This is a genomic window from Phycisphaerales bacterium (genome assembly GCA_020852515.1).
Classification (GTDB): Bacteria; Planctomycetota; Phycisphaerae; order Phycisphaerales; family UBA5793; genus UBA5793.
Window position 1 is genome coordinate 176,406 of sequence record JADZAS010000005.1, and the last position, 24,040, is coordinate 200,445.

Below are 24,040 nucleotides of genomic sequence, written 5' to 3' on the forward strand. Positions count from 1 at the left end.
AAGCGAGGAGGCTCGTACACTGGTACAGATGCACACGCACTGGCAACGACGCAGCCCCAAGATCTCGCCCATCTACCGATGTACGGCTTGGGCGCTCGCGCCACTTTGGGCGTGGGCGTTGGTCGCACTCGCCCTCTTTGTCTATCTGGTCTTCCCCGAATGCGCATGGCTATTGAAGAATCCGCTCGACGGATACTCGGTCACAACGTCCGGCCGTCGGTTCGATGCTGATACACAGGATTCATACTGGCTGAAGCTCGACCTGTATGCAGGTCCGCCCGGGCACAACTGGTACCAGCATCATAAAGCATCGTTTTATCTGGTGTATCGGCCGGGTCAGAGGAACCTGGCGCTGGATGCTCCAATCGGACCTGTCCACAAAGTGGTCGGCTACGATGAATCGTCACAGCGCGTATGGTACATCGACGCAGACACCCATGAAGAAAGCTCCGTCAGCGGGGTGTGGGCCGGCTCGCGCGGACTGCCAATCAAATGGCAACCGGGAGGTCGGGGATACACACTGGAAGCCCGTGCGGGGAGTTTCCCGACCGCCGATCTCGCAAGTGACAAGCCCACAATCCTCTGGACGGACATGATTGGGTGGTTCTCACTGCAGGCACTCTACGTTGCGGTTGCGTTTGCGGTGCTCACGCTCGCACGGCGGCATGTTCTCTCTACGGTGCGGGCTATCCGTCAACAGACCCGCCACTGCCCCACCTGCAACTACGACCTCCGAGCCACCACCACCGGCGTCTGCCCCGAATGCGGCGCGGCGATCACGCCGCGCGCCGCGACGTAGGATCACGCGATGACCGCTTCGCTCCCGTCATTGCTGCGCCGGCGAATCTCGTCCACAATGCTGTGGACGCTGAGCCTTCTGCTGCTCACAAACGTTCTCTGGTCCATCTGGGCCGCAACGTCTTGCGATTCTCCATTCGCTGGCACTCGATCGAGAATCAGTTTCGCGCCAGTGGACGATAACAAAAGCTGTTTTGCCGAGGTCTTCGCTTCCACCACAAAGTCGTTCCATGAAGTGTATCTGTCCCCCGCCGATTCTGATGGTTCGCTCGCGCGGCGTGAACGTACGGTTAGCGGCACCGCGCCACTGTGGCTGCGAAGAGCGCTGAGCGGACAACGGATGCACGAGGCGTCACCCGACGCGATGTGGGAGTTCTCATCGGTCGGATTCCCGTTCCGCATGCTGTGGCACGCCGTTCAGCTACCGCATGGATACGCGCTGACAGGGTTCGGAAGTGGCGTCAGTCCGCGCAACGACAGCAGCCTCATGCCGCATACGGGGATCACGGTGAGTAAGTCCGGCCGTGGCGCCTCAAGTGATGTCGTCTTGCCCATCCGACCAATTCTCGCTGGCCAAGTGTTCTACGCCGTGTTCTGGTTCGGTTTGCTCCTGATGGCGTCGTTTGTCCATCGGCGCGTGCGAATCTGGCGCGGCCGCTGCCCCACCTGCAACTACGACCTCCGAGCCACCACCACCGGCACCTGCCCCGAATGCGGCGCGGACGCGTAGGTCCGGATCGCTGCTCGACTTCCTCTTCGTGTCCTCTCGGTGCTCTCCGTGACTCCGTGGTGAAGTGCTCGCCACCCGTTCGCGCAGTCGCGGCGGTGCTGCAAAACGAACGCGCCGCGCATCGACCCGCCAAGCGCCGGGCCTGCGCACAGCCTTGTCCCGACCTACCGCCCGTCACACCACCGGCACCTGCCCCGAATGCGGCGCGCACGCGTAGGTCGGGACCGCTGCTCAACTTCCTCTTCGTGTCCTCTTCGTGCTCTCCGTGACTCCGTGGTGAAGCGTTCGCCACCCGTTTGCGCCCAGCCCCATCGACGTGGCCCCGGATTTCCATGATTCTGCCGCGCCGCCGCCGCATGCGCATCCGGCTCAGTGCGGCAGGCGCTTCACGCGCGTATTGTCCCCGATTGCCGCAGCCGCAGGTTTGCACCGGAGGCCACGATGTCGCCCCGCCCGACCAGCCGCCTTGTCCGCAGTCTCATCGCCCTGCTTGCGATGGCGCTGCTCGCCGTGATCATGTCCGCCGCCCGGGCCCAGAGCCCCCTGCCGCGAGACGAACCGCCACCGACCGGCGACGATGGCGACCTGACGCCTGGCACGCTCGACCTCCCGCCGCGCACCGGCGCGTACCGCATCACCTTCACGCAGCGCCACCCCGGCAGCGCCATCAGCCGCATCAAGGCCCGCATGCGCTACGCCACCACCGAGCCGGCGCCCGAATACGACATCGAGGATGAATCCTTCGAGGTGTATGTGCCGTCGGATTACGACCCGGCCCGCGCGTACGGCCTCATCGTCTGGTCGAGTCCGAGCGAATCCGCAGCCGCGCCGCCGCAATGGCTGCCCGTGCTCGATCGGCGCGATTTCATCTGGGTCGGCGCCAACGGAGCCGGCAACGAGCGAATCGGGTGGTACCGCTTCGGCCTCGCCCTCGACGCCGCACATAACATGCGGCAGACATATAACATCGACCCGCTGCGCCTCTACATCGCGGGCATGTCGGGCGGGGGCCGCATCGCCAGCCGCCTTGGCGTGGCCTACGCCGACGAGTTTGCCGGCGCGTTCATGATCGTCGGCTGCGACTTCTATCGCCGCACGCCCGTGCCCGACCAGCCGGGCAAGGTGTACATCGAGCGCTACCAGCCGCCGCCGGGCCCCGTTCTCGCCAGGGCGGTGCGCGACAACCGCTACGTCCTGCTCACCGGCAGCGAAGACTTCAACCGCACCGAGACGGCGACGATCTACGAGCACGGCTTCGTCAAGGAGCGTTTCGCGCACGCGACGTATCTCGAAGTGCCGGACATGGGTCACACGCTGCCCGACGCCGAGTGGTTCGACAAAGGACTCGAGGCGCTCGATGCGCCGCTGGCCGAGCGCCGCGCCGCCGAGGCGGAGGCAATGGAGAAGATCGAGCGCGAGGCGGCCGATGCGCTGGTGCTGGCGCTGGAGAAGTTCGATGCCGACGCCGTCGCGGGCTACGAACTGCTCGAGGCCGTGGCCGATCGCTTCGCGCAGACCGCTGCCGGCCGCACGGCGCGGCTCAAGGCCGCGCAGTGGGCCGCCGACCCGGCCAACAAGGCCGCGCTCGACGCCGCCCGCGTGCGCGACCAGGCCCGGCAATTGCTCTCGATGGTGGACAACTACATCAAGGCCGGCCGCCCCGACCTCGCGCGCGAGAAGCTCAAGCAGGTCATCGCACTCGTCCCCGACACCGACCTGGCCCGCGAGGCCGCCCAGCGGCTTGAGGCACTGAAGAAGTAGTGCGCTTTGCGTTGAAGCTCTGCCCTTTGGCGCTCAGGCCCGTCTAAGCGCAGTATTGACCGCAAAGATCGCCGAGAGCGCCGAGGAATGCAGCGTGTGGCTTTGACCGATCCTGCCGCGCCGCCACTCTCTGCGCTCTTGGCGCTCTCTGCGGTTGATTGTCTTCCTGAGCAGACAGCGGCGCACTATTGCTCCACCTTCGTTGCCGGCTGCTTTGGAATCTTGCGCAGCATCCCGATGGCGCTCCAGATCGCCGCAACGCCCATAACAATGACATCATCGAAGCCCACGCCGGCGACCGCGGGAATCTGGTTGAGCAGCCATCCCGACCAGCCGCCCAGCGCCACCGACAGCAGCACGAGAAGCAGCAGCACCTCTTGGCGCTGCCGCATCACCGGGCTCGGCCAGCCGTTCTCGACCGCCTGCTTCTCGCGCAAGCGGGCCGCGATGCGAATCGTCGCCAGCAGCGCCACAGGCACAGCCGCGGCGACAAGTTCCCAGCCCACCCACCGCATGAGTGTCCACGTTCCCAAGCCATACCAGAACGTGTACCACGCCGTCGCAAAGATAAAGATGACCGCGAGAATCCAAAGCGGCGGGCCGCTCATCACCTGCTCGCGCACGAGGATGACGGGCTCGCCTGTTTCCGGATCAACCAGGCGAAACTCCTGGCTCGGCCCGCGCACGCTGGAGCGGTTGCCGCGCCACCTCATATTGCATCCACTGCCGCGTTCACGGCTGTCTCTTCGATGGCGATCTGATGTTCAATGCGCCGCAGATCCTTATAGAGCCAGTAGATCATGTTCCAGTACATAACGATCGCGATGATCGGCCCGATGCCCACGCAGAGGATTCCCACGGTCATCAGCAGCGGCCCCAGCCACATGAAGCGTCTGGCCCGCTCGTGCACGGTGCGATCAGGCACGCGCCGCGCGATCCAGCGCAGATAGATCATCGAAGCAAAGAACTGCACCGCCATCACTGCCAGCGCCGCCATCGCCGTCGCGACCTCGATCCACCCCATCGCCTGATTCGGCGTCGCGCCCGGCAACATCTGCACCACGAAATCGCCCATGGCGTAGATCGCGCCGAACACCAGCGCCCAGCGCAGCACCTTGCGCGACGTTGCGCCGTCATCGCGGCCGCTGTACGCCGGATCGAGCGCGCTGAGCAACCACCAGCCGTAGAGCGAGCCGAATTCGACCACGAGTCCGGCGATGCTCATCGCGAGATCAACGGCCGGTGTGGCCAACGGCGCCGCACCAGCCAGCACCGCCGTCAATATAATGCCCAGCAGCAATACGAACTGCACGGCGATCGACGCCAGCACCATCCATGCCCCCCGCCGCAGCGATCGAACATAATCAAGCGAGCAGCAGCCCAGCAGGTCGCCGCGCAGCGACTTGCTGATCGGCGTGCCGCACTCCGGACACGCGCCGCCCTCGCGCAGCCCGCGCAGCGCATAGCCGCACTGAATGCAGAACGCATCATCGACACTGGGTAGCCCGATCGCATCGCTCACCGCCGCATGACAATCGGGGCACGAATCACCAACCTTCAATCCGAGCAGACTCCGCCCGCACCGCACGCATTCGATCGCCTCGACGACCACGTCGTTGACCGTTCCGACAATCGGCGGCGCGACAGCTTCGTTCATGCGGGGGCTCCTCGTCCCATGCTCCCGCCGCGTTTGCGAACCCGGCCAGGCGGCGAGTGCATACTACGCCCACCGGCCGGCGCCGCCGCCTGCACCGCCGGCAGAAAAAAGCAGCGGCCGGCGCCGCCTGCAACTGCAAGCCGCGCCGAACCGCCGCACGTTCCCTCTCTCATTCGCCGCGCCGCGTCTGACTCAGCGGCGCGCCCGCCGCGCCGCACTCAGTCACGCCATTCGCGCCGGCTAATTAATCAATATCACGTTCGACACCGTGCACGTCATGGTATCCACCACCTGCAGGTACCGGTTGCCGCACACCGGCGCCGGGATGAACTGCGTCACCGCCGCGTTGCCCGAGCCGTTGGCGGCCACATATCCCGCCAGCGTCACCGGCGCCGCCAGACCCGTCGTCGTGCCGAAGCACACCAGCCCGCCGGGAATCGTCCACGATCCCGTGTTCGCCGCATGAATAAAAGCAAATCGCGTGAACGGCGCCCCGCCCGTCACGCTGAACGTCTTCGTGCCAGGGCACGGCCCCGACTGCGACAGCACCTGCCCGCTCGCCTGCCCCGCCACCGCAAGCAACCCCACGACGACGACCGCCAACAGCATCTGCCGACTCATCGCTCAATCCTCCACGTAAAAGGTTTCGGCAGGCGTTCGGACCGAACCCCGCCACGGCCAATAAATGTACTCTCGATTCCACACATTGCCAGCCGGCGCCTCGCCGACCCCGCGCTTCGAACTTAAATCAACATCACGATTCACTTCTCCAACGCAAGCACCACCGCGCGCACACCACCGCACAAAACCTCAACGGCCGCTCAAAGCACACATCGCGATCCACTTCTCCCATGCGCGCCCCACCGCGCCCCACCGCGCGCACGCCGCCGCACAAAACCTCGCCCGCGCGCCCCTTCACGCCATCAACTTCCATTTCACTCAGCCCCCCGCGCCGCCGCGGCGCACACTTGCCCCATGCCCCACTACCGCCCCACCCCGCCGCAACTCGCCACCCTCCACACCAAACCCTCCTGGCACAACCGCGCCGGCCGCACCGACCGCTCGGCGTGCATCGAACTCCGCACCTCCGAACTCTGGCGCCACGCCGACTTCCCGCCCCACCGCCTGCCCGGCTACAACACGCGCCTCTCCAACGCCCCCGCCCCCGCATCCCCCTCCGACTCATCCGCCCCGCCACGCCCGCGCGGCACCAGACCCTGCCGCATCGCCATCGCTCGCGTCACCCTCGACGCCCGCTTCCTCAACAACCTCCACGAAAAGCGCAAACCCCAGCAGCTCGCCGGCGACCTGCGCTCGCGCAAATCCAACATCATGAAATGCCGCTACCGCGAAGCGCCTTACATCACCGCCGCCAATCCTAATAAAGGCGCCACACGCCTCAAGCGCCTCGGCCTGCCCGCCGACGACTGGACGCAGACCATCGCCGTCGAGCGCTGGTTCTTCCCCCTGCCGCCGCGCTTCGATCCCTACCTCAATTGCATGCAGCCGCGCTACCGCCTCCAGCACTTCCTCCAGTGCCCGCGCTGCAAGCGCAAAGTCACCAAACTCTTCCTCCCGCTGTGCACGGCGGACGAATACCGCGACGCCGGCTTCGCCCAGGAATACATCACACTGCTCAACACCCACCCGCTCACACGCAATGCCCCGGCCACCCCCCTCGACGCCGCCATCGCCACCCGCTACACCCCCCTCTTCCAACCCCGCACCCTCCTCTGCCGCACCTGCCTCCACCTCCGCTACGGCGAAGCCCGAGGCAAACGCGCGGGCCATTTCAGATAGCCCGCCACTCGCCGCGCCCCAGCCAGCCAAAAGCCATACACTGCCCTCCAGCGAGGAGGCAGCCCGGCTATGGCACAGGTCGTCATCGAAAACCCGGTCATCAACTCCGCATTCGAAGAGCCGAAGCAGCATTTCCGCTTCACCGACGACGGCATCACCAACGAAATCGACCCCGGCCGCCGATCCAGTTCCTACTTCGTCCCCATCGCCAAGCCGCGTCGCAAAGGTCAAAAACAACTTTCCTTCGACACCGAATGGACGAAAGACCGCATCGAGGAAAACAAACTCGTCAACAGCATCCGCAAGCGAATCAAACAGTGGCGAGAGGGCGGCTACCAGGGCGTCACCGCAACCACGCGCCGGCTGCTGGAGTACTGGACGAATCGCGATCGCGAGCGAAAGCTCTTCTTCTGCCAGATCGAAGCCCTTGAGACCGCCATCTACATCACCGAAGCCGCTAAGCGATTCGGCGACACATGGATCGAGAACGATCTGAAGGCCGCCAACGACTCGTCAAATCCGGGTCTGCCGCGCATCGCGCTCAAAATGGCCACAGGCTCGGGCAAGACTGTCGTGATGGCCATGATCATCGCTTGGCACACGCTCAACAAGATCGCCAATCCGCAGGACTCCCGCTTCTCCGACACCTTTCTCATCATCACGCCCGGCATCACCATTCGCGATCGCCTGCGCGTCCTGCTGCCCAACGATCCGCAGAACTACTACCGCCTGCGCGACATCGTCACAGGCGAGGAACTCGTGCGAATCGAGCAGGCCAAGATTCTCATTACCAACTTCCACGCCTTCCTTCCTCGAGAGAGGTCCGATGGCGCCCGCCTGACCAAGCAACTCGCCGGACAGAACGATACCGGCATCAACAAAGAATCGCCCGAGCGGATGGTGCGTCGCGTCTGCCGCGAACTGGGCAACAAAAAGCAAATCATCGTCCTCAACGACGAAGCACATCACTGCTATCGCCGCAAGCCCGACGGCGAAGAGGTCAAACTCACCGGCGATGACCTCGACGAATCCAAGCAACGCGAGGAAGATGCTCGCGTCTGGATTTCCGGCATCACAGCCGTCAAAGACAAGATCGGCATTAAGGCCATCTACGACCTCTCCGCAACGCCCTTCTTTCTGCGCGGCTCAGGCTACCCCGAGGCCACCCTCTTTCCCTGGGTTGTCTCCGATTTCTCACTCATCGACGCGATCGAGTCCGGCATCGTCAAGGTTCCGCGCGTGCCAGTCTCCGACGATTCCGGCACTGGCGATCAGCCAACCTATCGCGATCTCTGGCTGCGCATCCGCGAGCACCTGCCTCACAAGGGCCGCAGAACCCAGCCAGTAACCGGCGAACCCAAACTTCCGGTCGAACTCGAAAGCGCATTGCACTCACTGTACGGTAACTACAAGAAGTACTATGCCCTATGGGAAAACAACGAAGAGGCGCGCGCCAAAGGCATCACACCACCCGTGTTCATAGTCGTCTGCAACAACACAAACGTCTCCAAACTCGTCTTTGAATGGATCGCTGGCTGGGACAAACCTCTGAAGAACGGCACAACCGTGGCACAGGCCGGCCACCTCGACATCTTCCGCAATGACGATGGCCGTGGAGGCTGGCACGCCCGCCCCAACACCATTCTCGTCGACAGTCGTCAACTCGAATCCGGCGAGGGGATGAGTCCCGAATTCAAGAAAATCGCAGCGCGCGAAATCGAAGAGTTCAAGCAGGAATACCAAGTGCGCTACCCGGGTCGGGATGCAGACTCCGTAAGCGAAGAAGACCTCCTCCGCGAAGTCATGAATACGGTCGGCAAAGCAGGCAAACTCGGCGAACACGTCAAATGCGTCGTCTCCGTTTCCATGCTCACCGAAGGCTGGGATGCCAACACCGTTACGCACGTCCTTGGCGTTCGCGCTTTCGGCACCCAACTCCTCTGCGAGCAGGTCGTCGGCCGCGCCCTGCGCCGCATGAGTTACGCCGCCGACGGCCACGGCCGTTTTGAAGCCGAATACGCCGAAGTCTACGGCGTCCCCTTTTCCTTCATCCCATGCAGCGGCTCCACAAAGGACCCCAAACCCGGCCCCATTCCCACTCGCGTTCGCGCTCTGGAGAGCCGCATCGAGTGCGAGATCACGTTCCCGCGCGTGGCGGGCTATCGCTACCGCCTTCCCGATGAGCGTCTCGACACCCGACTGAACTTTACAGACGAGGCGCATCTGTCCCTCTCAACGCATGACGTCCCCTCGAAGACTGAAAACGCCCCCATCGTCGGCGAATCGAGCATTCACACACTCGACGATCTCAAGCGCAAGCGCCTCCAGGAAGTCGCATTCCTGCTGGCGAAGCTCACGCTCGAAAAGTACTTTCGCCAGGACGGACAGGATCGCACCGACCGCCCGGCAATTCATCGATTTGACGGCGAGGTCAAAGCCTGGCTCTTTCCGCAACTCCTGCAGATCACACGGCGGTGGATCAACGAGTGCCTCACGCTCAAAGACAACGCTTTTCCGCAATTGCTTCTGCTTCTCGAGTTCGCCCACGACGCATCGGATCTGATCTACAAATCAATCGTCTCCGCTCACACCAGCCCAGACGCGCGCTTGCCAACCCTGGAGCCAATTCTTCACCCCTACGACACCATCGGCACCACGCGCTACGTTGACTTCGATACGACCAAGGCCGTACTCGCCACGCGCGAAGACAAGTGTCATATCTCCCACGTCGTCGCCGACACCGATTCATGGGAGCAGAAACTCGCCGAAACGCTTGAAGACATGGATGAGGTCGTTCGCTACGTCAAGAACCAGAATCTCGGCTTCACCATCCCCTACATGATCAACGGCGAAGAGCGCAAGTACCACCCGGACTTCATCGCCTGCATCGACGACGCGCGGGGCAGCGATGATCTGCTCAACCTCATCATCGAAGTCACCGGTGAAAAGAAAAAGGACAAGGCTGCAAAAGTCTCCACTGCGAAGACGCTTTGGATTCCCGCCGTCAACAACCATGGCGGGTTTGGGCGGTGGGATTTCATCGAAATCTCCGATCCCTGGGATGCCGGCAACCTGATTCGCAAAGCCATCGCCGATCAACCGAAAAACCATCCACAAGAGGTGAGCGCCTGACTCATGGCCAAGAAGAAGACAAAGAAAAAGGCAGGCAGGCGCTCCTCAACTCCCCGCCCGACCAGCAGGAAGCGCACCAACCAGTCCCGGATGGATTCGCTGCGCCATTCCGACACGCGCGTCAACATCCCAACCGAAGAACTGCGCGATTTCGTCAAGCAGGACGAGCAGGCGCCCGCGAAGATGCTCTACCCGCGCGACCCTTCCCTTGATCCGCAACTCGTCTGGAGGGGCAAAGATGAGCAGGACGCGGCGGACCTGCAGGTCCCGGTCGTGCCCATCTACATTCAGGAAAAGATCCATCCCCAAGCCATCATCGACGACTTCCGCGCCCACGTCGGCCGCGAGAAGGCGAAACACGAGCCGCAGCAACTCACTCTTTATGCCGACTTCAACGGCCTCCCCGAAGACTTCGCCGATCGCGTCGATTTCTACTCACAGAAAGACGAGAACCAAGCCCACTGGTCCAACCGCATGATCCTCGGCGATTCGCTGCTGGTCATGACTTCCCTCGCTGAAAAAGAAGGCCTCAAGGGCAAAGTCCAGACGATCTACCTCGATCCGCCCTACGGCATCAGGTTTGGCAGCAACTGGCAGGTCTCCACCCGCAAGCGCGATGTCAAGGATGGCAAGGCCGAGGACGCCTCGCGCCAGCCCGAGCAGGTCCGCGCCTTTCGCGACACCTGGAAACTCGGCATCCACTCGTATCTCGCATATCTGCGGGACAGGCTGAGAGTCGCGCAGGAACTCCTCACCGAAACCGGCTCCATCTTCGTGCAGATCGGCGATGAAAACGTCCATCTCGTCCGCTGCGTCATGGATGAAGTGTTTGGGAGCGAGAACTTCTGCGCACTGATTAGCTGTACCAAGACGAGCAGTGCGACGACTGAGTTACTTCCGGGGGTTGCGGATTACATTTTGTGGTATGCGAAGAAGAAGAGAGAGCAGGGCAAGATCAATGTCAAGTACCGCGATCTGTATTCAATGAAGGCCGAGACTTTCGTCGGCAGCGCGTACGGTCGTGTGTTGTTGCCGAATGGCAAGACGCGGAAGCTGAGTACTCACGAGAAGCTGGATCCATCCAGCCTTCCTAAAGGTGCGAAAATTTATCGCATTGATAACCTTACCAGCCAGCGTCCTCCTGGCGACTTCCCTATCGAATTCAACGGCCGTACCTACAGACCGAATCGCGGTTATTGGAAGACTGGCGAACCAGGTATGGAGAAGCTCAAACACGCAGACCGCTTGGAAGCTACGCATGGAGGGTTGTACTACGTTCGGTTTTTCGATGACTTTCCAGTGGTCGGTAGGTCAAACATGTGGACGGATACAGTCGTCGCGGGCTTTGCATCAGATAAGAGATACGTTGTTGAAACGTCTACCAAGATCATTGAGCGTTGCCTCCTCATGACCACCGACCCCGGCGATCTCGTCCTCGATCCGACCTGCGGCAGCGGGACAACGGCGTATGTCGCCGAGCAGTGGGGCCGGCGCTGGATCACCTGCGACACCTCCCGCGTCGCCCTCGCACTCGCCCGGACCCGACTAATGGCGGCGAAGTTCCCCTACTACCACCTCGCCGATGACTATCCGAACCTGCCCACAACGGCCATGGCAGATGATGAGATCAAGCAGTACCTCCGCGACACGCCGCCCGCAACCAGGCCAGAGGGTCGAACTGCCCACAACGTCCGCCGGGGTTTTGTCTACAAACGCGTGCCGCATGTCACACTCAAATCCATCGCCAACAATCCGGACATCAAGGACGGCATGAGCCGCGAAGCAATCGACGCCGCGATCGCGAAGCACGCGGAAACGGAGACGCTCTTCGATCAGCCGTACGAAGACAGCAGGGTCGTGCGCGTCACCGGCCCGTTCACCGTGGAATCCCTCTCGCCACATCGGACGATCAGCGTTGAAGAGAAGAAGGCGCTGGCGCAGCCAGATCCGCAGACCGGCATTGGCATTCAGATGCTCGCTGGCAGTTCATTCACCAACATGATTCTCGACAACCTCCGCAAAGCCGGTGTCGAGAATACGAAGAAGGGCGAGCGCCTCAAGTTCGACTCGCTCGAAGTCATGGCCAATCCTTGGCTGCATGCCCAAGGCACGTTCGCCGAGAAGGACGGTTCTGAAAAGCGAGTCGCCATCTGCATCGGACCCGAGCACGGCACCGTCGGCTCGCAACTCATCAAGGAAGCCGCCAAGGAAGCGGTCAAGGGCGTCGGATTCGATGTGCTGCTCATCTGCGGCTTCGCCTTCGATCCGTCCGTCACCGAAGAAGCGAAGCGCTACGGCGATCTCATCGTGCTGCCTGCGCGGATGAACCCCGACCTGGCGATGGGCGATGAACTCCTAAAGAAGACCGGCGCCGGCAACCTCTTCATGGTCTTCGGCGAGCCGGATATCGACATCAAAAAGGCGAAAGACGGCACAGTCACCGTCGAAATCCGGGGGCTCGATGTGTATGACCCGACCACCGGCGCCATCCGCTCATCCTCGACCGACGACATCGCCTGCTGGTTCATCGATACCAACTACAACGGCGAGTCGTTCTTTGTCCGTCACGCGTATTTCACCGGAGCCGACGAGCCGTACAAGCGTCTTCAACGAGCCCTCAGGGCCGAAGTGGATGAGGATGCATGGAGCGAACTCTACTCAACCGTAAGCCGCCCGTTTGACAAGCCAAGCACAGGCAGAATTGCCATAAAGGTAATCAACCACTACGGCGACGAAGTGATGCAGGTGTTTGAGATCGAGTAGCAACCTCAGCCTTGAATCTCCGTGCCCTTCGCGCCTTTCCGAAAGACCGATTCCCGCCCTTTTTTGCGCTTTCTGAGCCTCTTCGCGGCCAAAACGCCTCGACCCCTCGATGCCTCTGTGCCTTCTCCAGTGCCTGACGCCTTCCCCTAATGCCTAGTGCCAAGTGCCTGATGCCTGATCCCAACCCTCTTTGCGTTGTGTCCACTCCGTGATCTCCGTGGTTCCGTGGTGCAGAACCTCGGTCTGCCTGGCCCACAACTCACCCCGTCCCGATTCCCGCCCTTTTGTGCGCTTTCTGAGCCTTTTCGCGGCCAAGACGCCTCGACCCCTCGATGCCTCGGTGCCTTCCCCAGTGCCTGACGCCTTCCCCTAATGCCTGGTGCCAAGTGCCTGATGCCTGATCCCAACCCTTTTTCGCTTTGTGCCCACTCCGTGGATCTCCGTGGCTCCGTGGTGAAGAACCTCGGCCCGCCTGGCCCACACCTCACCCCGTCCCGATTCCCGCCCTTTTTTGCGATTTCTGAGCCTCTTCGCGGCCAAAACGCCTCGACTCCTCGACGCCTCGATGCCTTCCCCAGTGCCTGACGCCTTCCCCTAATGCCCAGTGCCAGGTGCCTGATGCCTGATCCCAACCCTTTTTCGCTTTGTGCCCACTCCGTGATTTCCGTGGCTCGGTGGTGAAGAGGATCGAGAAAAACGAACAACCCCTGGTGCGAGCACCAGGGGTTGTGTAATTGCAAACAGTTGGGTATGTAGACGCCTTTGGCGGCACGTTGCCGTGCCGGTATCCGCCTTGGCCGGGCTGCTTTTGAGGGCGGCCTGGCTGCCGGCGGGCGAGGTTGCGCTGATGATTCCGCGGCAGATCGCTCTGCATGCGGATCTAAGGAATCCCTTAGAAAGGAGGTGATCCAGCCGCAGGTTCTCCTACGGCTACCTTGTTACGACTTAGTCCCAGTCACCGAACTTGCCGTAGGCACCCCTGAAACGAGGTGACTTCGGGCACTCCCGGCTCCCATGACTTGACGGGCGGTGTGTACAAGGCTCAGGAACGTATTCACCGGAGCGTAGCTGATCTCCGATTACTAGCGATTCCGACTTCATGAAGGCGGGTTGCAGCCTTCAATCCGAACTGGGGTGCGTTTTTTGCGATTTGCTCCGCCTTGCGGCCTTGCGTCGCTCTGTACGCACCATTGTAGCACGTTTGCAACCCCGGATGTAAGGGCCATGAGGACTTGACGTCATCCCCCCCTTCCTCCGGCGTGACGCCGGCAGTCTCGCTAGAGTCCTCGACATTACTCGTTAGCAACTAGCGACAAGGGTTGCGCTCGTTAATGGACTTAACCAAACACTTCACAGCACGAGCTGACGACAGCCATGCAGCACCTGTGCATGTTCCGGTCTTGCGACTGTCATCCCTGTTTCCAGAGACTAATCCATGCATGTCAAACCCGGGTAAGGTTCTTCGCGTTGCTTCGAATTAAGCAACATGCTCCACCGCTTGTGTGAGCCCCCGTCAATTTCTTTGAGTTTTAGCCTTGCGACCGTACTCCCCAGGCGGCACACTTAGCAATTTCTCTACGACCAATACGACGTCAGAGCCGCACCGGTCTAGTGTGCATCGTTTAGGGCGTGGACTACCAGGGTATCTAATCCTGTTTGATCCCCACGCTTTCGTGCCTCAGCGTCAGGAAATCCCCAGCCGGTTGTCTTCACCTTTGGCGTTCCGATAGATATCTACGCATTCCACCGCTCCACCTATCGTTCCACCGGCCTCTAGATTCCTCAAGACCCGCAGTATGCCCTGCAATTCCATGGTTGAGCCATGGGATTTCACAAGGCACTTACAGGCCCGCCTACGCACCCTTTAAGCCCAGTGATTCCGATTAACGCTAGGACCTCTCGTATTACCGCGGCTGCTGGCACGAGATTAGCCGGTCCTTCCTCTGGGGCTCTTCATAGTTAGTAGCCCCTGACAGCAGTTTACACGGCGAAACCGCTTCATCCTGCACGCGGCATTGCTCCGTCACGCTTTCGCGCATTGCGGAATATTCGTTACTGCAGCCTCCCGTAGGAGTCCGGGCAGTGTCTCAGTCCCGATGTGGCCGGCCGTGCTCTCACACCGGCTACCCGTCTTCGGCTTGGTGGGCCTTTACCCCGCCAACTACCTGATAGGTATATCGCTGCTCCCAAGGCGCCGGAACTTTGCTCTTTCGAGATCATGGGGTATTACGCACAGTTTCCCATGCCTATCCCCCACCTCGGGGTACATTCGATACTTTTACTCACCCTTCCGCCACTAACCCTTGCGGGTTCGTTCGACTTGCATGTTTTAGCCATGCCGCCAGCGTTCAATCTGAGCCAGAATCAAACTCTTCAATTGTTGTTCGTTATCTCCCGCTTGCGCGGTTGAATGTCAAACTTGAAGGGTTGACCTGTTTACCCCGTCCGCCTTGCGGCGTCCGGAGGGTCATCACCCGCGCGAAGCCCGAGGGCCGCACGCGAGCGTCCGTCGGCGGCTAAGCCGACGGATTGTTTGCTGAACTCATCAATTCTACCCATCGGTCTCTGAAGCGAAACCGACGGGCGAGGGTTGTGGTTCGAGAGAATATCAGCACCGATCGCTGTGACACGATCGGGACTTGGATCGGCACGGACTGCCCTGTCACAGGCACGGCTTGAACCGCCGCTGTCCGGCCGCACATTCTCGCGGACCACCCAACTGTCTTCACTTTTCAAGGATGTTGGATGCAGCATCCGGTGTTCACCACCGCTCGACACCGCATCCGGCCACTGCCGTTTCCGTCAGAGGCGGGGGAGAGTTTAGCCCCCCACCCCTGCCAGTCAAGATCAAGATCAAACCTTCTGGAAGTTTCCGCAGTTTACCCACGGATTTGGTCGAAATTCCCCGAATCAGGGAGGTCGTCCCCCGGCACTTCGGGTCTCATCGGGTGGGTTTCGCTTCCCCGGTTCGAGCCAGGATCGCGGCCCAAACGTCGGGAACGTCGTCCTTACCCCCTTTACGACAAGCACTTGCAATCAGTTTGGCGCATGTCCGCAGCGTCGCGCCGGTCGTGAGCACATCGTCAACCAGCACCACGGTACCCCCGCAGAACTGGTCGATATCCGAATCCTTCCTTATACCAAACGATCTGGCGACGTTTGTCGCTCGCTCACTGGGGGCAACCGAGACCTGCGACGAGCCAAACCGGCGATGCAGCGGCTGCACCAACCCCCAGCCGGTGGCCGCCTGGACGCCACGGGCGATGACCATGGCGTGGTCTATCCCGCGAAGGAGCCGGCGCAGGCTGGCGTCAGGGACGGGCACGATGACTGGTTCGGGGGAGAGACGTCCGTGCTCGATCCAGCGTGCGAGCAGGGCCTGCCCGAGCATCTCACCGAGGTCGTGTCCGAGCCGACGCCAGCGCGTGTACTTGACTTCATGGATCCAGGTCCGCAGCGGACCCGCGTATTCGCCGAGTCGAACGATGCGCGACCACGCGAGCCGCATCCCCCGGCAGGTGTCGCAGCCCTCGGGCAGCGCCGCCTTTGCGTGCAACGTTCGGCCGCAACGGGCGCAGTACTCGCTCGGATCGTCCGGCGCCCACCCAGCCTCGGCCGCACGGTCACGGAGCGGGCGGGCCGTGATGTCGAGAAAAACCCGCTCCATGGAGGCCCAGACGGACGGCTTGATCGCTCGACCGCCGGCCGCCGCACGGCCGGGTGCCGGGAACGTGCGAACGACCGACGCCGACTTCTCGGCTTCACGCGCGACGGGCCGGGGCGGCCAGGTGAACTTCTCCCCGGACGAGGACATCGGTGCAGCGTATCGCGCCTCGCGCGGAATCACCGGGTCATTTGAGCATTTCCCGCACGAGGTCGGCCCTGGCTTCCCGGCGCTGGCCCTGGTCCAGGTCTCGACCGAGGACGCGCTGCAGGTGGGCGGGCTGGGTCAGCAGGAGGAGCTGATTGACGGCCTGCTCGGTGATGTCGGCGATGATGCCGGTCATGATCCCGAGGCGGACATCGCTCAGAAGCGTGAGGGCTTCCTCGGGCGTGAGGAGGCGGGCGTGGCGGAGCGTGCCGAGCGAACGGCACACCTTGTCCTCGAGAAGGCGACGACGCTTCTCGATCAGGTGCTTGCGCGCCAGACGCTCGGCCTTGATGAGGTCCGGGATGATCTTGCGCTCGAACTGATCGAGAATCTCAGGCTCGGACTTGCCAAGCGTGGTCTGGTTGGAGATCTGAAAAAACTCGCCGGCGGCCTCGGAGCCCTCGCCGTAGTAGCCGCGCACCGCGAGCGCAAGGTCCTTGGTGGCGCGGCGGATGCGGTCCATCTCGCCGGCCATCTTGAGCGCCGGAAGGTGAACCATGACGGAGACGCGGATCCCCGTGCCGACGTTGGTCGGGCACGCCGTCACGAACCCGAACCGGGGCGAGTAGGCGTAGGCGAGCGATGAGCCGGACTTGGGACAATCGCCCTCGATCAGGTCGTCGATCTTGTTGATGTGCTCGAACGCGGGCGTGAGTTCCAGGCCCGATCGAAGGACCTGCAGGCGCAGATGGTCTTCTTCGTTGACCATGATCGAGAGCGACTCGTCGGGGAGCGAGATCGCCACGCCGCGAGGTTCCCCGCCCGCGGGGCCCGCGGGGTCGGCGCCCTGGCCCTTGGTCGCCGGCTGCTGGGCCTGGCCGCGGGCGTGCTCCTTGGAGATCAGGTGTCGCTCAACCATGAGCGTGCGGTCGAGCACCGGGGCCGAGTGCACATCGACCCAGAGCATCTGCTGCGCCAGTCCGGCGTTGAGCAGCCGCTCGCGGCAGGTGTCGAGGATCGCCTGCCGATGCTGACGTGACGCGCGCGTGAGGAACGGGAAGCCGTCGAGGTTGCGGGCCAAGCGGACGCGAGAAGAGACCACGACATCGGCTTCCGCGCCGGAGCCGCGGAGCCAATCGGCGCCGCGCTTGACGGCCGCGGCGGAGAAACCCGGCTGCGGCGGCTGGCTCATGGGCCCTCCGTTTCGGGATTGCGCGGAGGGGGAGGCTGCGGCGGCGCGGGCTTGGCCGCGCGGGAAGCCCTGGCCGGGGCGGTCTTGCGTGCGGCCTTGGGCGCGCCCGCGGCTTTCTCGATGCCGATGAGTTCGTCGCGGAGTTGGGCCGCGATCTCGTACTGCTCGGCGGCGATCGCCTGAGTCAAACGCTCCCGAAGTTCCTTGACCCTGGCCACGATCTCCGCGGCGGCTGCTCTCGACGCCGGCGCAGGTCTGACCGGCTTGACCGGCGGAGGGACGCTCGTGCCCGAGACCTCTCGCAGCCGGCGAGGGAGTTTGCCTTTGTGGTGCGTGCCGCGGTCGTGGGCGCGGGCGAGCAGCGGGCTCAACTGGCCCTCGAACGCGGCGTAGCAAGCCGGACACCCGAGCAGGCCGGACTGACGGAACTGCGCGAACGCGAGGCCACACTCGGGGCAGGCGTTGTTGGTTGGCTGGGCAGCGGGACGCGGCTGTTGCGAGGCCGACGCGACACCGGTCGGCTGGACCTGGGAAGTGATGAACTGCGTGAGCAACTGCGTAATCGGGGTGTTTGCGGGTATGGGCAGCCCTTGGCCCTTGGCGCACCCCTCGCACAGGTGCCGCTCCAGCCGCTTGCCGTTCTTGACCACGAGTTCGTGGACAGTGGCCTCGTTGTCACACTGGTCACACTTCACGGGCAATGATATCGGCGTTTGGCGGGGCGGCGTGTGACCGCGTGGCCGGGTGGGTCGCCGAAGAACCCCATGAATCAGCGCCAACTCATCGCGTTCGCGGACCGGCCGATCCTGGCGGATGACGCCCTGAGCAAGCGGTATCTGCGGGCGATGGGGTTCCTCGACGCGTACAAGCGATCAACGGCCAGGGTGCAGGCGGTGGCGATCGCCGAACAGATGGAGCGGGAGCCCGAGGGCATGCGTGCCGTGCACCCGTACTACGTCCTGGGATACGAGATGAAATCGGACGAGTACCCGATCGACGTGACGGCGATCTACGAACGCGGCGAGATCGTCGCGAGCGAGGACACCCGGACCTGCGGGTACCTCGGCGCCGAGTTGTCCAAACGCGGGATCGAACTGGACCTGGTGTACCACGACGCGGAGACCGACCTCTCGCCGTGGTCGCAGGGCCTGAAGCGGATCATCGACGTCTACAAGAGCGATGCGGCACGCGAGCGGATGCCCGAGGATCTCCGCGGCTATGACGTCGCGAAACTCAAGGTCATGACACCCGAGTACAACGAATGGATCATCAAGTTCGGGAGGTACGCGGATCGGCTGAAGATCGAAGCCCTGCGCAAGATCACGATTGAATCGGGGCTGATGTCGGCGTGGGGCGAGCGCACGGCGGCGGTCAACTTCTTCAACATCCGCACATCGTTCACGGTGCACGACTACAACGGATGGCCGTACCGTCAGGGCACGCTGGTTGACGATCGGACGAGCTGCCCGGTGTGCTTTCTGACGCCGCAGGGGCAGCGCTACGACCGGCGCGAACACCACCGCTACTGGAACAGCTTCATCGACCTGCTGAACCACGCGCGCTCGGGCGCGGCGATGGGGCCGTTCGTGCCGGTGATCCGCGAGGCCCCGCGGCCGAAGGATGGCCACATCCCCGGCACGATGGACAGGGGCGGGCGGTGGATGCTGGAACACCTGATGGCGCACCTCATCCGCACGGGCGCGCGGATGTACATGTACTTCCACCCGGCGTGCACGGCCGCCGATGATCGCTCGCTGGCGGAAGTCATGGACAAGCACGCCGCCGCGCTCCCTGCCACGAACCCGACGCTGCCGGAGATCAAACTGGATGTGGACGAAGTCGTGACCGGAGGCTGGAAGACGACGTACGCGGAGTTTCTCGAGCAGCAGCCGGATCGGTGGCCGGGCAAGACCGGGTGAAACGACAACGCCGACCCGGAAAACCGGATCGGCGCTGGTTGTTGTGCGTGACGAACCCGGAGATCAGTGCTTGCCGGCCGCGAGCTTCTGCTGACGGGTGTAACCGTATTTGCGCTTCAGGGGCTTGACGACCAGGCCGCTCTTGATGGCGTTGGTGGAAGCCTTGACGCGGGTGGGCACCCCGTCGATGATCGCGGTCACGTCCTTGAGGTTGGGACGGAACTTGCGCCGGGTGATGCCGGTGGGCTTGAGACCGAACCCGCCCTTCTTGACGGCCTGACCGCGCCATGTGCGCTGCTTGCCGAAGGACGCTTTCTTTCCGGTGAAATGGCAGACGAAGGGCATGGGTCGTGCTCCGATCGATTCAGGGCGGGGAGTTTAGGCAGGCGGCACGCGGAAGCGAACTCGCGGGGCCAAAGTCACGGATTCCGCGGCGAGCACCCAAACATCATCCGAGAACCGGTGATCGTCACTGTCCCGCCTTTTGCTTCTGCACGACCTTTCCGTCCTTGAAAACGATCGCGTACGTGACGCCGCCGTCACGCCAGACGTAGGTCTTTTCGGGGTTGGGCTTGCTGTCGAGCATGCCGGCGCTGCCGACCCCGTAGCCGCCGGCGGGGGTCTCGTCGTTGCCCGAGCCGAGCAGGTTCTCGACCTGCGAGAGGTTCATGCCGTTGGCGACTTTCTCGTACCCCGCGGAGAGGTCCTTCTGTTCGCAGGCGGCAAGGGCGGTGCAGAAGAGGGCTCCGAGAGCGGGGACGATGATGCGTGTGTTGGCCATGCCCAGAGCGTACCACATGCCCTGCCGGGAGCACAAGTCACCCATTCACGACCGCTTGAGACACTCGCGCTCGATCATGTGCTCGAGGGTTTCGCACACGATCCCGATCTCCTTCTCGGTCAGCCGGTTGTGGAACGGCAGGGCGATGGTTCGGTGGCTGACGGTCTCGGCGATGGGGAACATGCCGGGCTTGAAGCCGAAATCGGCGCGGTAGAACGGCTGGAGGTGGATGCAGGGGAAGTAGTCGTTGGCGCCGATCTCGTGGCGTCGCAGCCCCTGGATGATGCGGTCGCGCTCCTCGCGCGTGAAACTGCTGTCGAGGCGCACGACGAAGACGAACCAGCTCATGGCGGTGTGCGGGTCGATGGTCGGAAGCACCAGGTGCGGGTTGCCCATCAGGCGACGCATGTACGAGGCCGCGACACGCTGGCGGGCCTCGATGATCTCGTCGAGCCGGCGCATCTGGGCCACGCCCAACGCGGCCGAGAGTTCCGACATGCGGTAGTTGTAGCCGAGGCGCTCGTGCGTGAGCCACGAGCCGATCGGCGCGCCGCTGCCCACCCCGCCGATGCCCGCGGCCGGGCCCAACTGCGGCGGGCCGTCGGCGACGAATCGGCCCTGGTTGCGCAGCGAGCGGCAGAGGCTCGCCAGGCGCTTGTCGCTGGTGACGATGCACCCGCCTTCACCCGTGGTGATCTGCTTGTTGGGGTAGAACGCGAAGACGCCGATGCGTCCGAAACTGCCCGCGGGTCGGGCGTTGTGGACCGCGCCGAGAGCCTCGCAGCAGTCCTCGATCAGCGGGATCTCGTGACGCTTGGCGATCGCCTCGTACTCGCGCATGTGCTGCGGGTTGCCGAAGGTCTCGACCGCGATGATGGCGCGGGTGCGCGGCGTGATGGCCGCCTCGAGCCCGGTCGGATCCATGTTGAGCGACTTGGGACAGATGTCCACGAAGACCGGCTTGGCGCCGACGTAGAGGATGACGTTGGCGCTGGCGATGAAACTGAACGGCGTGGTGATGACCTCGTCGCCCTCGCCGATCCCGAGCGCGTCGAGGGCCAGATGCAGCCCGGATGTGCCGCTCGATACGCCGATGCCGTAGAGCCGCTCGGCGCGGGCCGCGACGAGTTCCTCGAACTGTTCGAGCCGAGGGCCGATCGACAGCCTCCCGGAGCGAAGTGTCTCCACGACCAGTTCGACCTCGGCGTCGGTGATGTCAGGCCGGCTGAGCGGGATTTCGGTCGTCGGGTGAAAGGCGGCGCTGTTCGGCATGTTCGCTCCGGCCCGAGCGGAATGGGCCAGGACTGGCGCCGCGGTCGGGCGGGTCTGTTATCGGCAAACGAGAGCGGCCGGTGCACTGCCGATGCCGACGTGCACCACACAGCCCGCGCTGGTGCGCACGGGTGGTCCGACCCGGCTGAAGGACCGAGAACCGGACTCAGTTTCTGGAAATGGACGCCCTGAGCCGCGCGAGGAGGTCACGGATCGTCATGGTCTCACCTTCGGGACCGATACCGTACGACTCGTCCGACTCGACCTGCTTCTGGAGCCGCTGATGGGCGGTGATCACGGTCGAGTGGCTCGGCCGCCCGATCGCCCGGGCGATCTCCGGGTAGCTCATGGTCGTGAACTGGCGGGCGAGATGGGTGATGACGGCGCGTGCCAGCACAACCCGCTTGTGGCGCGTCGGCGCGCCGAGGTCCGACGAATCCACGCCCAGTTCGGTGCAGGTCTGCGCCGAGATGGTCTCGATCCGGACCGGTCTGCTGAACCGAGAGCCCGGAAGATCGCTCGCGGCATCGGCCGGGCCGAGCGAGGAAGAATCCCCGAGGGCTCGTTCGATGGTCAGAACACCGACCGAGCGCGGAGCATCGCCCGAGGGCGAGAGCCGGTGAATGGCCTCGACTCGCGTCACCAGACCCTCGATCTCGCGGAGCCCGACCACGGGCGAGCCCGGGGCGGTGCGTGTCCGCTCGACAAACTGCCGAACGGCGGCGTCTTCGAGGATCAGGCCGCGACGCTGTGCGAACAGTCGGATGGCCCGCTCGCGAACGGCCGGATCGGGGGGCTCGATGCTGGCGACCATTCCCGCCATGAACCGCGAGACCAGCGCGGGGCTGAACTGGCGGATCTGGCGCGGGTGACGGTCGCAGACCAGCGCGATGCGTGCGCCGGAGAGCGCGATCTCGTCGAACGTGTGCAGCAGCTCCTGCTGCGTCGCCTGTTTGCTGGCGAGGAAGTGAACATCGTCGATGCAGAGCAGATCGCACCGGCGGTATTGGCGTCGGAACCGCTCGACACCCGGGGCGGACATGGCCCCTCCCCGCCGCGGAGCGCCCGCGGCGGCTCCACCCGTGGTCTGCTTGATCGAATGGACAAACTCGTTCATGAACGCTTCGCCGGTTGTGATGCGCACGACCGCGCCGGGGTGCAGTTCGCGGAAGCGAGCCGCCAATCCCTGCAGCAGGTGGGTTTTCCCCACCCCGCACGGGCCGTGGATGAACAGGAGCGGCGCGGTTCCCGCGTGCGCCGGGCGGTCCTGCGAGGTCTCGACGAGGTTCGCGGCCGCGTTGTACGCCAGCCGATTGGAGTCTCCGACCACGAAGTCTTCGAGGCGGTAGGTGCGGGTGCTTCCGGCCGCGGGACGGGCGGGCGATGGACGCGCGGGCGTTCCCGCCGCGTCGGGCGCGGCCCCGCGTGCGGGCGCGGCCTGCGAACGCGCCGCGCCGGGCGCTGGCGCGCCCTCGAAACTCGCGGAGTCGGCGACAAACTCGACCTTCGGCTCACCGGCGATCGGACCGACCACCTCGATCGCCACATCGCGCAAGGCCTGGCCGAAGCGACGATCGAGCAACCCCGCGAGCGACGGCGACGAGGCGATCACCCGGACGACGGGCCCGTCCACCTCGATCCGCGCCTGGTCGGCGAAGTAGCGATCGAAGCGGGCGGCGCCGACGAGCTCGACCATTCGAGCGGCGATTCGCTCCGCGGTGCTGCCCGACAGGGGATCGCCCTGAGCGGCGACGAATCGGAGCCTGGGTCCGCGACGATCGAACCGGTGCAACCCACGAGCGCGATCGGCCGGGGTCTCGGCACGATCCGCCTCGGCGGAGGTCTGTACACCCGCGGCGTCGGATCGCCCGTGCAGCCTCAACGAGGACGGGGCCCGATCGGCGATGCCTCTGCGTTGCTCACTCTCGCTCTCCCTGCGGCCGTGCGGCCGGCTTGATCGTTGAAGGTCGGCAGGATCGGACGAAACACCCGGAGCGTGACGAGTCTCCACTGGTCACACCTCTCACCGGCCTGGGCCGGAGCGAAGCATCGATTTGTCGTCGTGACAACTCGAGAGCGGTTGAGAAGAAGCCGACGCGATCTTGGCGTCGGTCGGAAAGAGTCCTTCAGAAGTCAGCCGGCGGCCGCGATGACTGGTGGGTGCGAGGCACGACCGACCGGGCGTGAAGGCATGAACCTCCGCGGCGCGGCTGGGGAGCGTTGCGAGTCCACAAAGTCGATCTTGGCGCCGGTCGCTGGTCTCTCCGTGACCGGGGCGGGAACAGCGTAACCCACGGAAGGGACAAACTCAACGGGCAATCGTCGCGAAATCGATTTCCACAATGCTGTTTGTCAAGAATCCGCGAGCAGTTGCGCGAGAAAAAAAAAGTTGTCCACGCGATCCACAATCCGCGTCACTCACAG

Annotated in this window: 17 protein-coding genes and 1 rRNA gene; 7 read left to right on the plus strand and 11 right to left on the minus strand. The window is 63.6% G+C overall.

What is annotated here, in order from left to right; translation table 11 throughout:
* Positions 1-28: 28 nt before the first annotated feature.
* The 3 genes from IT430_03600 (at position 29) to IT430_03610 (ending at position 3,289) form a co-directional block, all read left to right on the plus strand.
* Positions 29-799 (plus strand): hypothetical protein, encoded by a 771-nt coding sequence (locus IT430_03600; protein ID MCC6907004.1) that lies wholly within the window; start codon positions 29-31, stop codon positions 797-799.
* Positions 800-808: 9 nt separating this feature from the next.
* Complete coding sequence (locus IT430_03605; protein ID MCC6907005.1) at positions 809-1,528, plus strand: hypothetical protein; 720 nt, start codon at positions 809-811, stop codon at positions 1,526-1,528.
* 441 nt (positions 1,529-1,969) lie between these two features.
* Entirely contained in the window at positions 1,970-3,289 is a 1,320-nt protein-coding gene (locus IT430_03610) for a hypothetical protein (GenBank protein ID MCC6907006.1), read from the plus strand.
* Between the two features lie 185 nt (positions 3,290-3,474).
* Here the strand turns inward: IT430_03610 and IT430_03615 are convergent, their stop codons facing one another.
* From IT430_03615 to IT430_03625, 3 genes are all read right to left on the minus strand, one after another.
* Complete coding sequence (locus tag IT430_03615; GenBank protein ID MCC6907007.1) at positions 3,475-4,002, minus strand: hypothetical protein; 528 nt, start codon at positions 4,000-4,002, stop codon at positions 3,475-3,477.
* Entirely contained in the window at positions 3,999-4,946 is a 948-nt protein-coding gene (locus IT430_03620; GenBank protein ID MCC6907008.1) for a zinc ribbon domain-containing protein, read from the minus strand. Before IT430_03620 ends, IT430_03615 begins: the two co-directional genes overlap by 4 nt.
* 240 nt (positions 4,947-5,186) lie before the next feature.
* The gene (locus IT430_03625; protein MCC6907009.1) at positions 5,187-5,567 is read right to left on the minus strand and encodes a hypothetical protein; all 381 of its coding nucleotides are present in this window, start codon (positions 5,565-5,567) and stop codon (positions 5,187-5,189) included.
* 354 nt (positions 5,568-5,921) lie between these two features.
* Between IT430_03625 and IT430_03630 the strand changes: the two genes are divergently transcribed.
* The 3 genes from IT430_03630 to IT430_03640 all read left to right on the plus strand — a co-directional run bounded on the left by IT430_03630 (position 5,922) and on the right by IT430_03640 (position 12,641).
* Positions 5,922-6,746, plus strand: coding sequence for a hypothetical protein (locus IT430_03630; GenBank protein MCC6907010.1), 825 nt, complete (start codon positions 5,922-5,924; stop codon positions 6,744-6,746).
* A 69-nt stretch (positions 6,747-6,815) separates the two neighbouring features.
* Entirely contained in the window at positions 6,816-9,878 is a 3,063-nt protein-coding gene (locus tag IT430_03635; GenBank protein MCC6907011.1) for a DEAD/DEAH box helicase family protein, read from the plus strand.
* Positions 9,879-9,968: 90 nt separating this feature from the next.
* Positions 9,969-12,641 (plus strand): site-specific DNA-methyltransferase, encoded by a 2,673-nt coding sequence (locus IT430_03640; GenBank protein MCC6907012.1) that lies wholly within the window; start codon positions 9,969-9,971, stop codon positions 12,639-12,641.
* An 896-nt stretch (positions 12,642-13,537) separates the two neighbouring features.
* Here IT430_03640 and IT430_03645 read toward each other — a convergent pair.
* The 4 genes from IT430_03645 to IT430_03660 all read right to left on the minus strand — a co-directional run bounded on the left by IT430_03645 (position 13,538) and on the right by IT430_03660 (position 18,339).
* Positions 13,538-15,021 (minus strand): 16S ribosomal RNA (locus IT430_03645).
* Positions 15,022-15,582: 561 nt separating this feature from the next.
* On the minus strand, positions 15,583-16,455 hold the full coding sequence (locus IT430_03650) for a ComF family protein (protein ID MCC6907013.1): 873 nt from the start codon (positions 16,453-16,455) through the stop codon (positions 15,583-15,585).
* Between the two features lie 37 nt (positions 16,456-16,492).
* Entirely contained in the window at positions 16,493-17,644 is a 1,152-nt protein-coding gene (locus IT430_03655; GenBank protein ID MCC6907014.1) for a protein arginine kinase, read from the minus strand.
* Entirely contained in the window at positions 17,641-18,339 is a 699-nt protein-coding gene (locus IT430_03660; GenBank protein MCC6907015.1) for a UvrB/UvrC motif-containing protein, read from the minus strand. Before IT430_03660 ends, IT430_03655 begins: the two co-directional genes overlap by 4 nt.
* Positions 18,340-18,408: 69 nt before the next feature.
* On the opposite strand from IT430_03660, the gene IT430_03665 reads away from it, so the two are divergent.
* Positions 18,409-19,563, plus strand: a complete 1,155-nt coding sequence (locus tag IT430_03665; GenBank protein ID MCC6907016.1) for a hypothetical protein — start codon at positions 18,409-18,411, stop codon at positions 19,561-19,563.
* A gap of 63 nt (positions 19,564-19,626) precedes the next feature.
* Here the strand turns inward: IT430_03665 and IT430_03670 are convergent, their stop codons facing one another.
* From IT430_03670 to IT430_03685, 4 genes are all read right to left on the minus strand, one after another.
* A complete protein-coding gene (locus IT430_03670; GenBank protein ID MCC6907017.1) occupies positions 19,627-19,908 on the minus strand; it encodes a 50S ribosomal protein L28 in 282 nt (93 codons plus the stop codon).
* 124 nt (positions 19,909-20,032) lie between these two features.
* On the minus strand, positions 20,033-20,344 hold the full coding sequence (locus IT430_03675; GenBank protein MCC6907018.1) for a hypothetical protein: 312 nt from the start codon (positions 20,342-20,344) through the stop codon (positions 20,033-20,035).
* A 45-nt stretch (positions 20,345-20,389) separates the two neighbouring features.
* Positions 20,390-21,616, minus strand: a complete 1,227-nt coding sequence (locus tag IT430_03680) for a DegT/DnrJ/EryC1/StrS family aminotransferase (GenBank protein MCC6907019.1) — start codon at positions 21,614-21,616, stop codon at positions 20,390-20,392.
* A gap of 166 nt (positions 21,617-21,782) precedes the next feature.
* A complete protein-coding gene (locus IT430_03685) occupies positions 21,783-23,312 on the minus strand; it encodes an AAA family ATPase (GenBank protein MCC6907020.1) in 1,530 nt (509 codons plus the stop codon).
* Positions 23,313-24,040 lie beyond the last annotated feature (728 nt).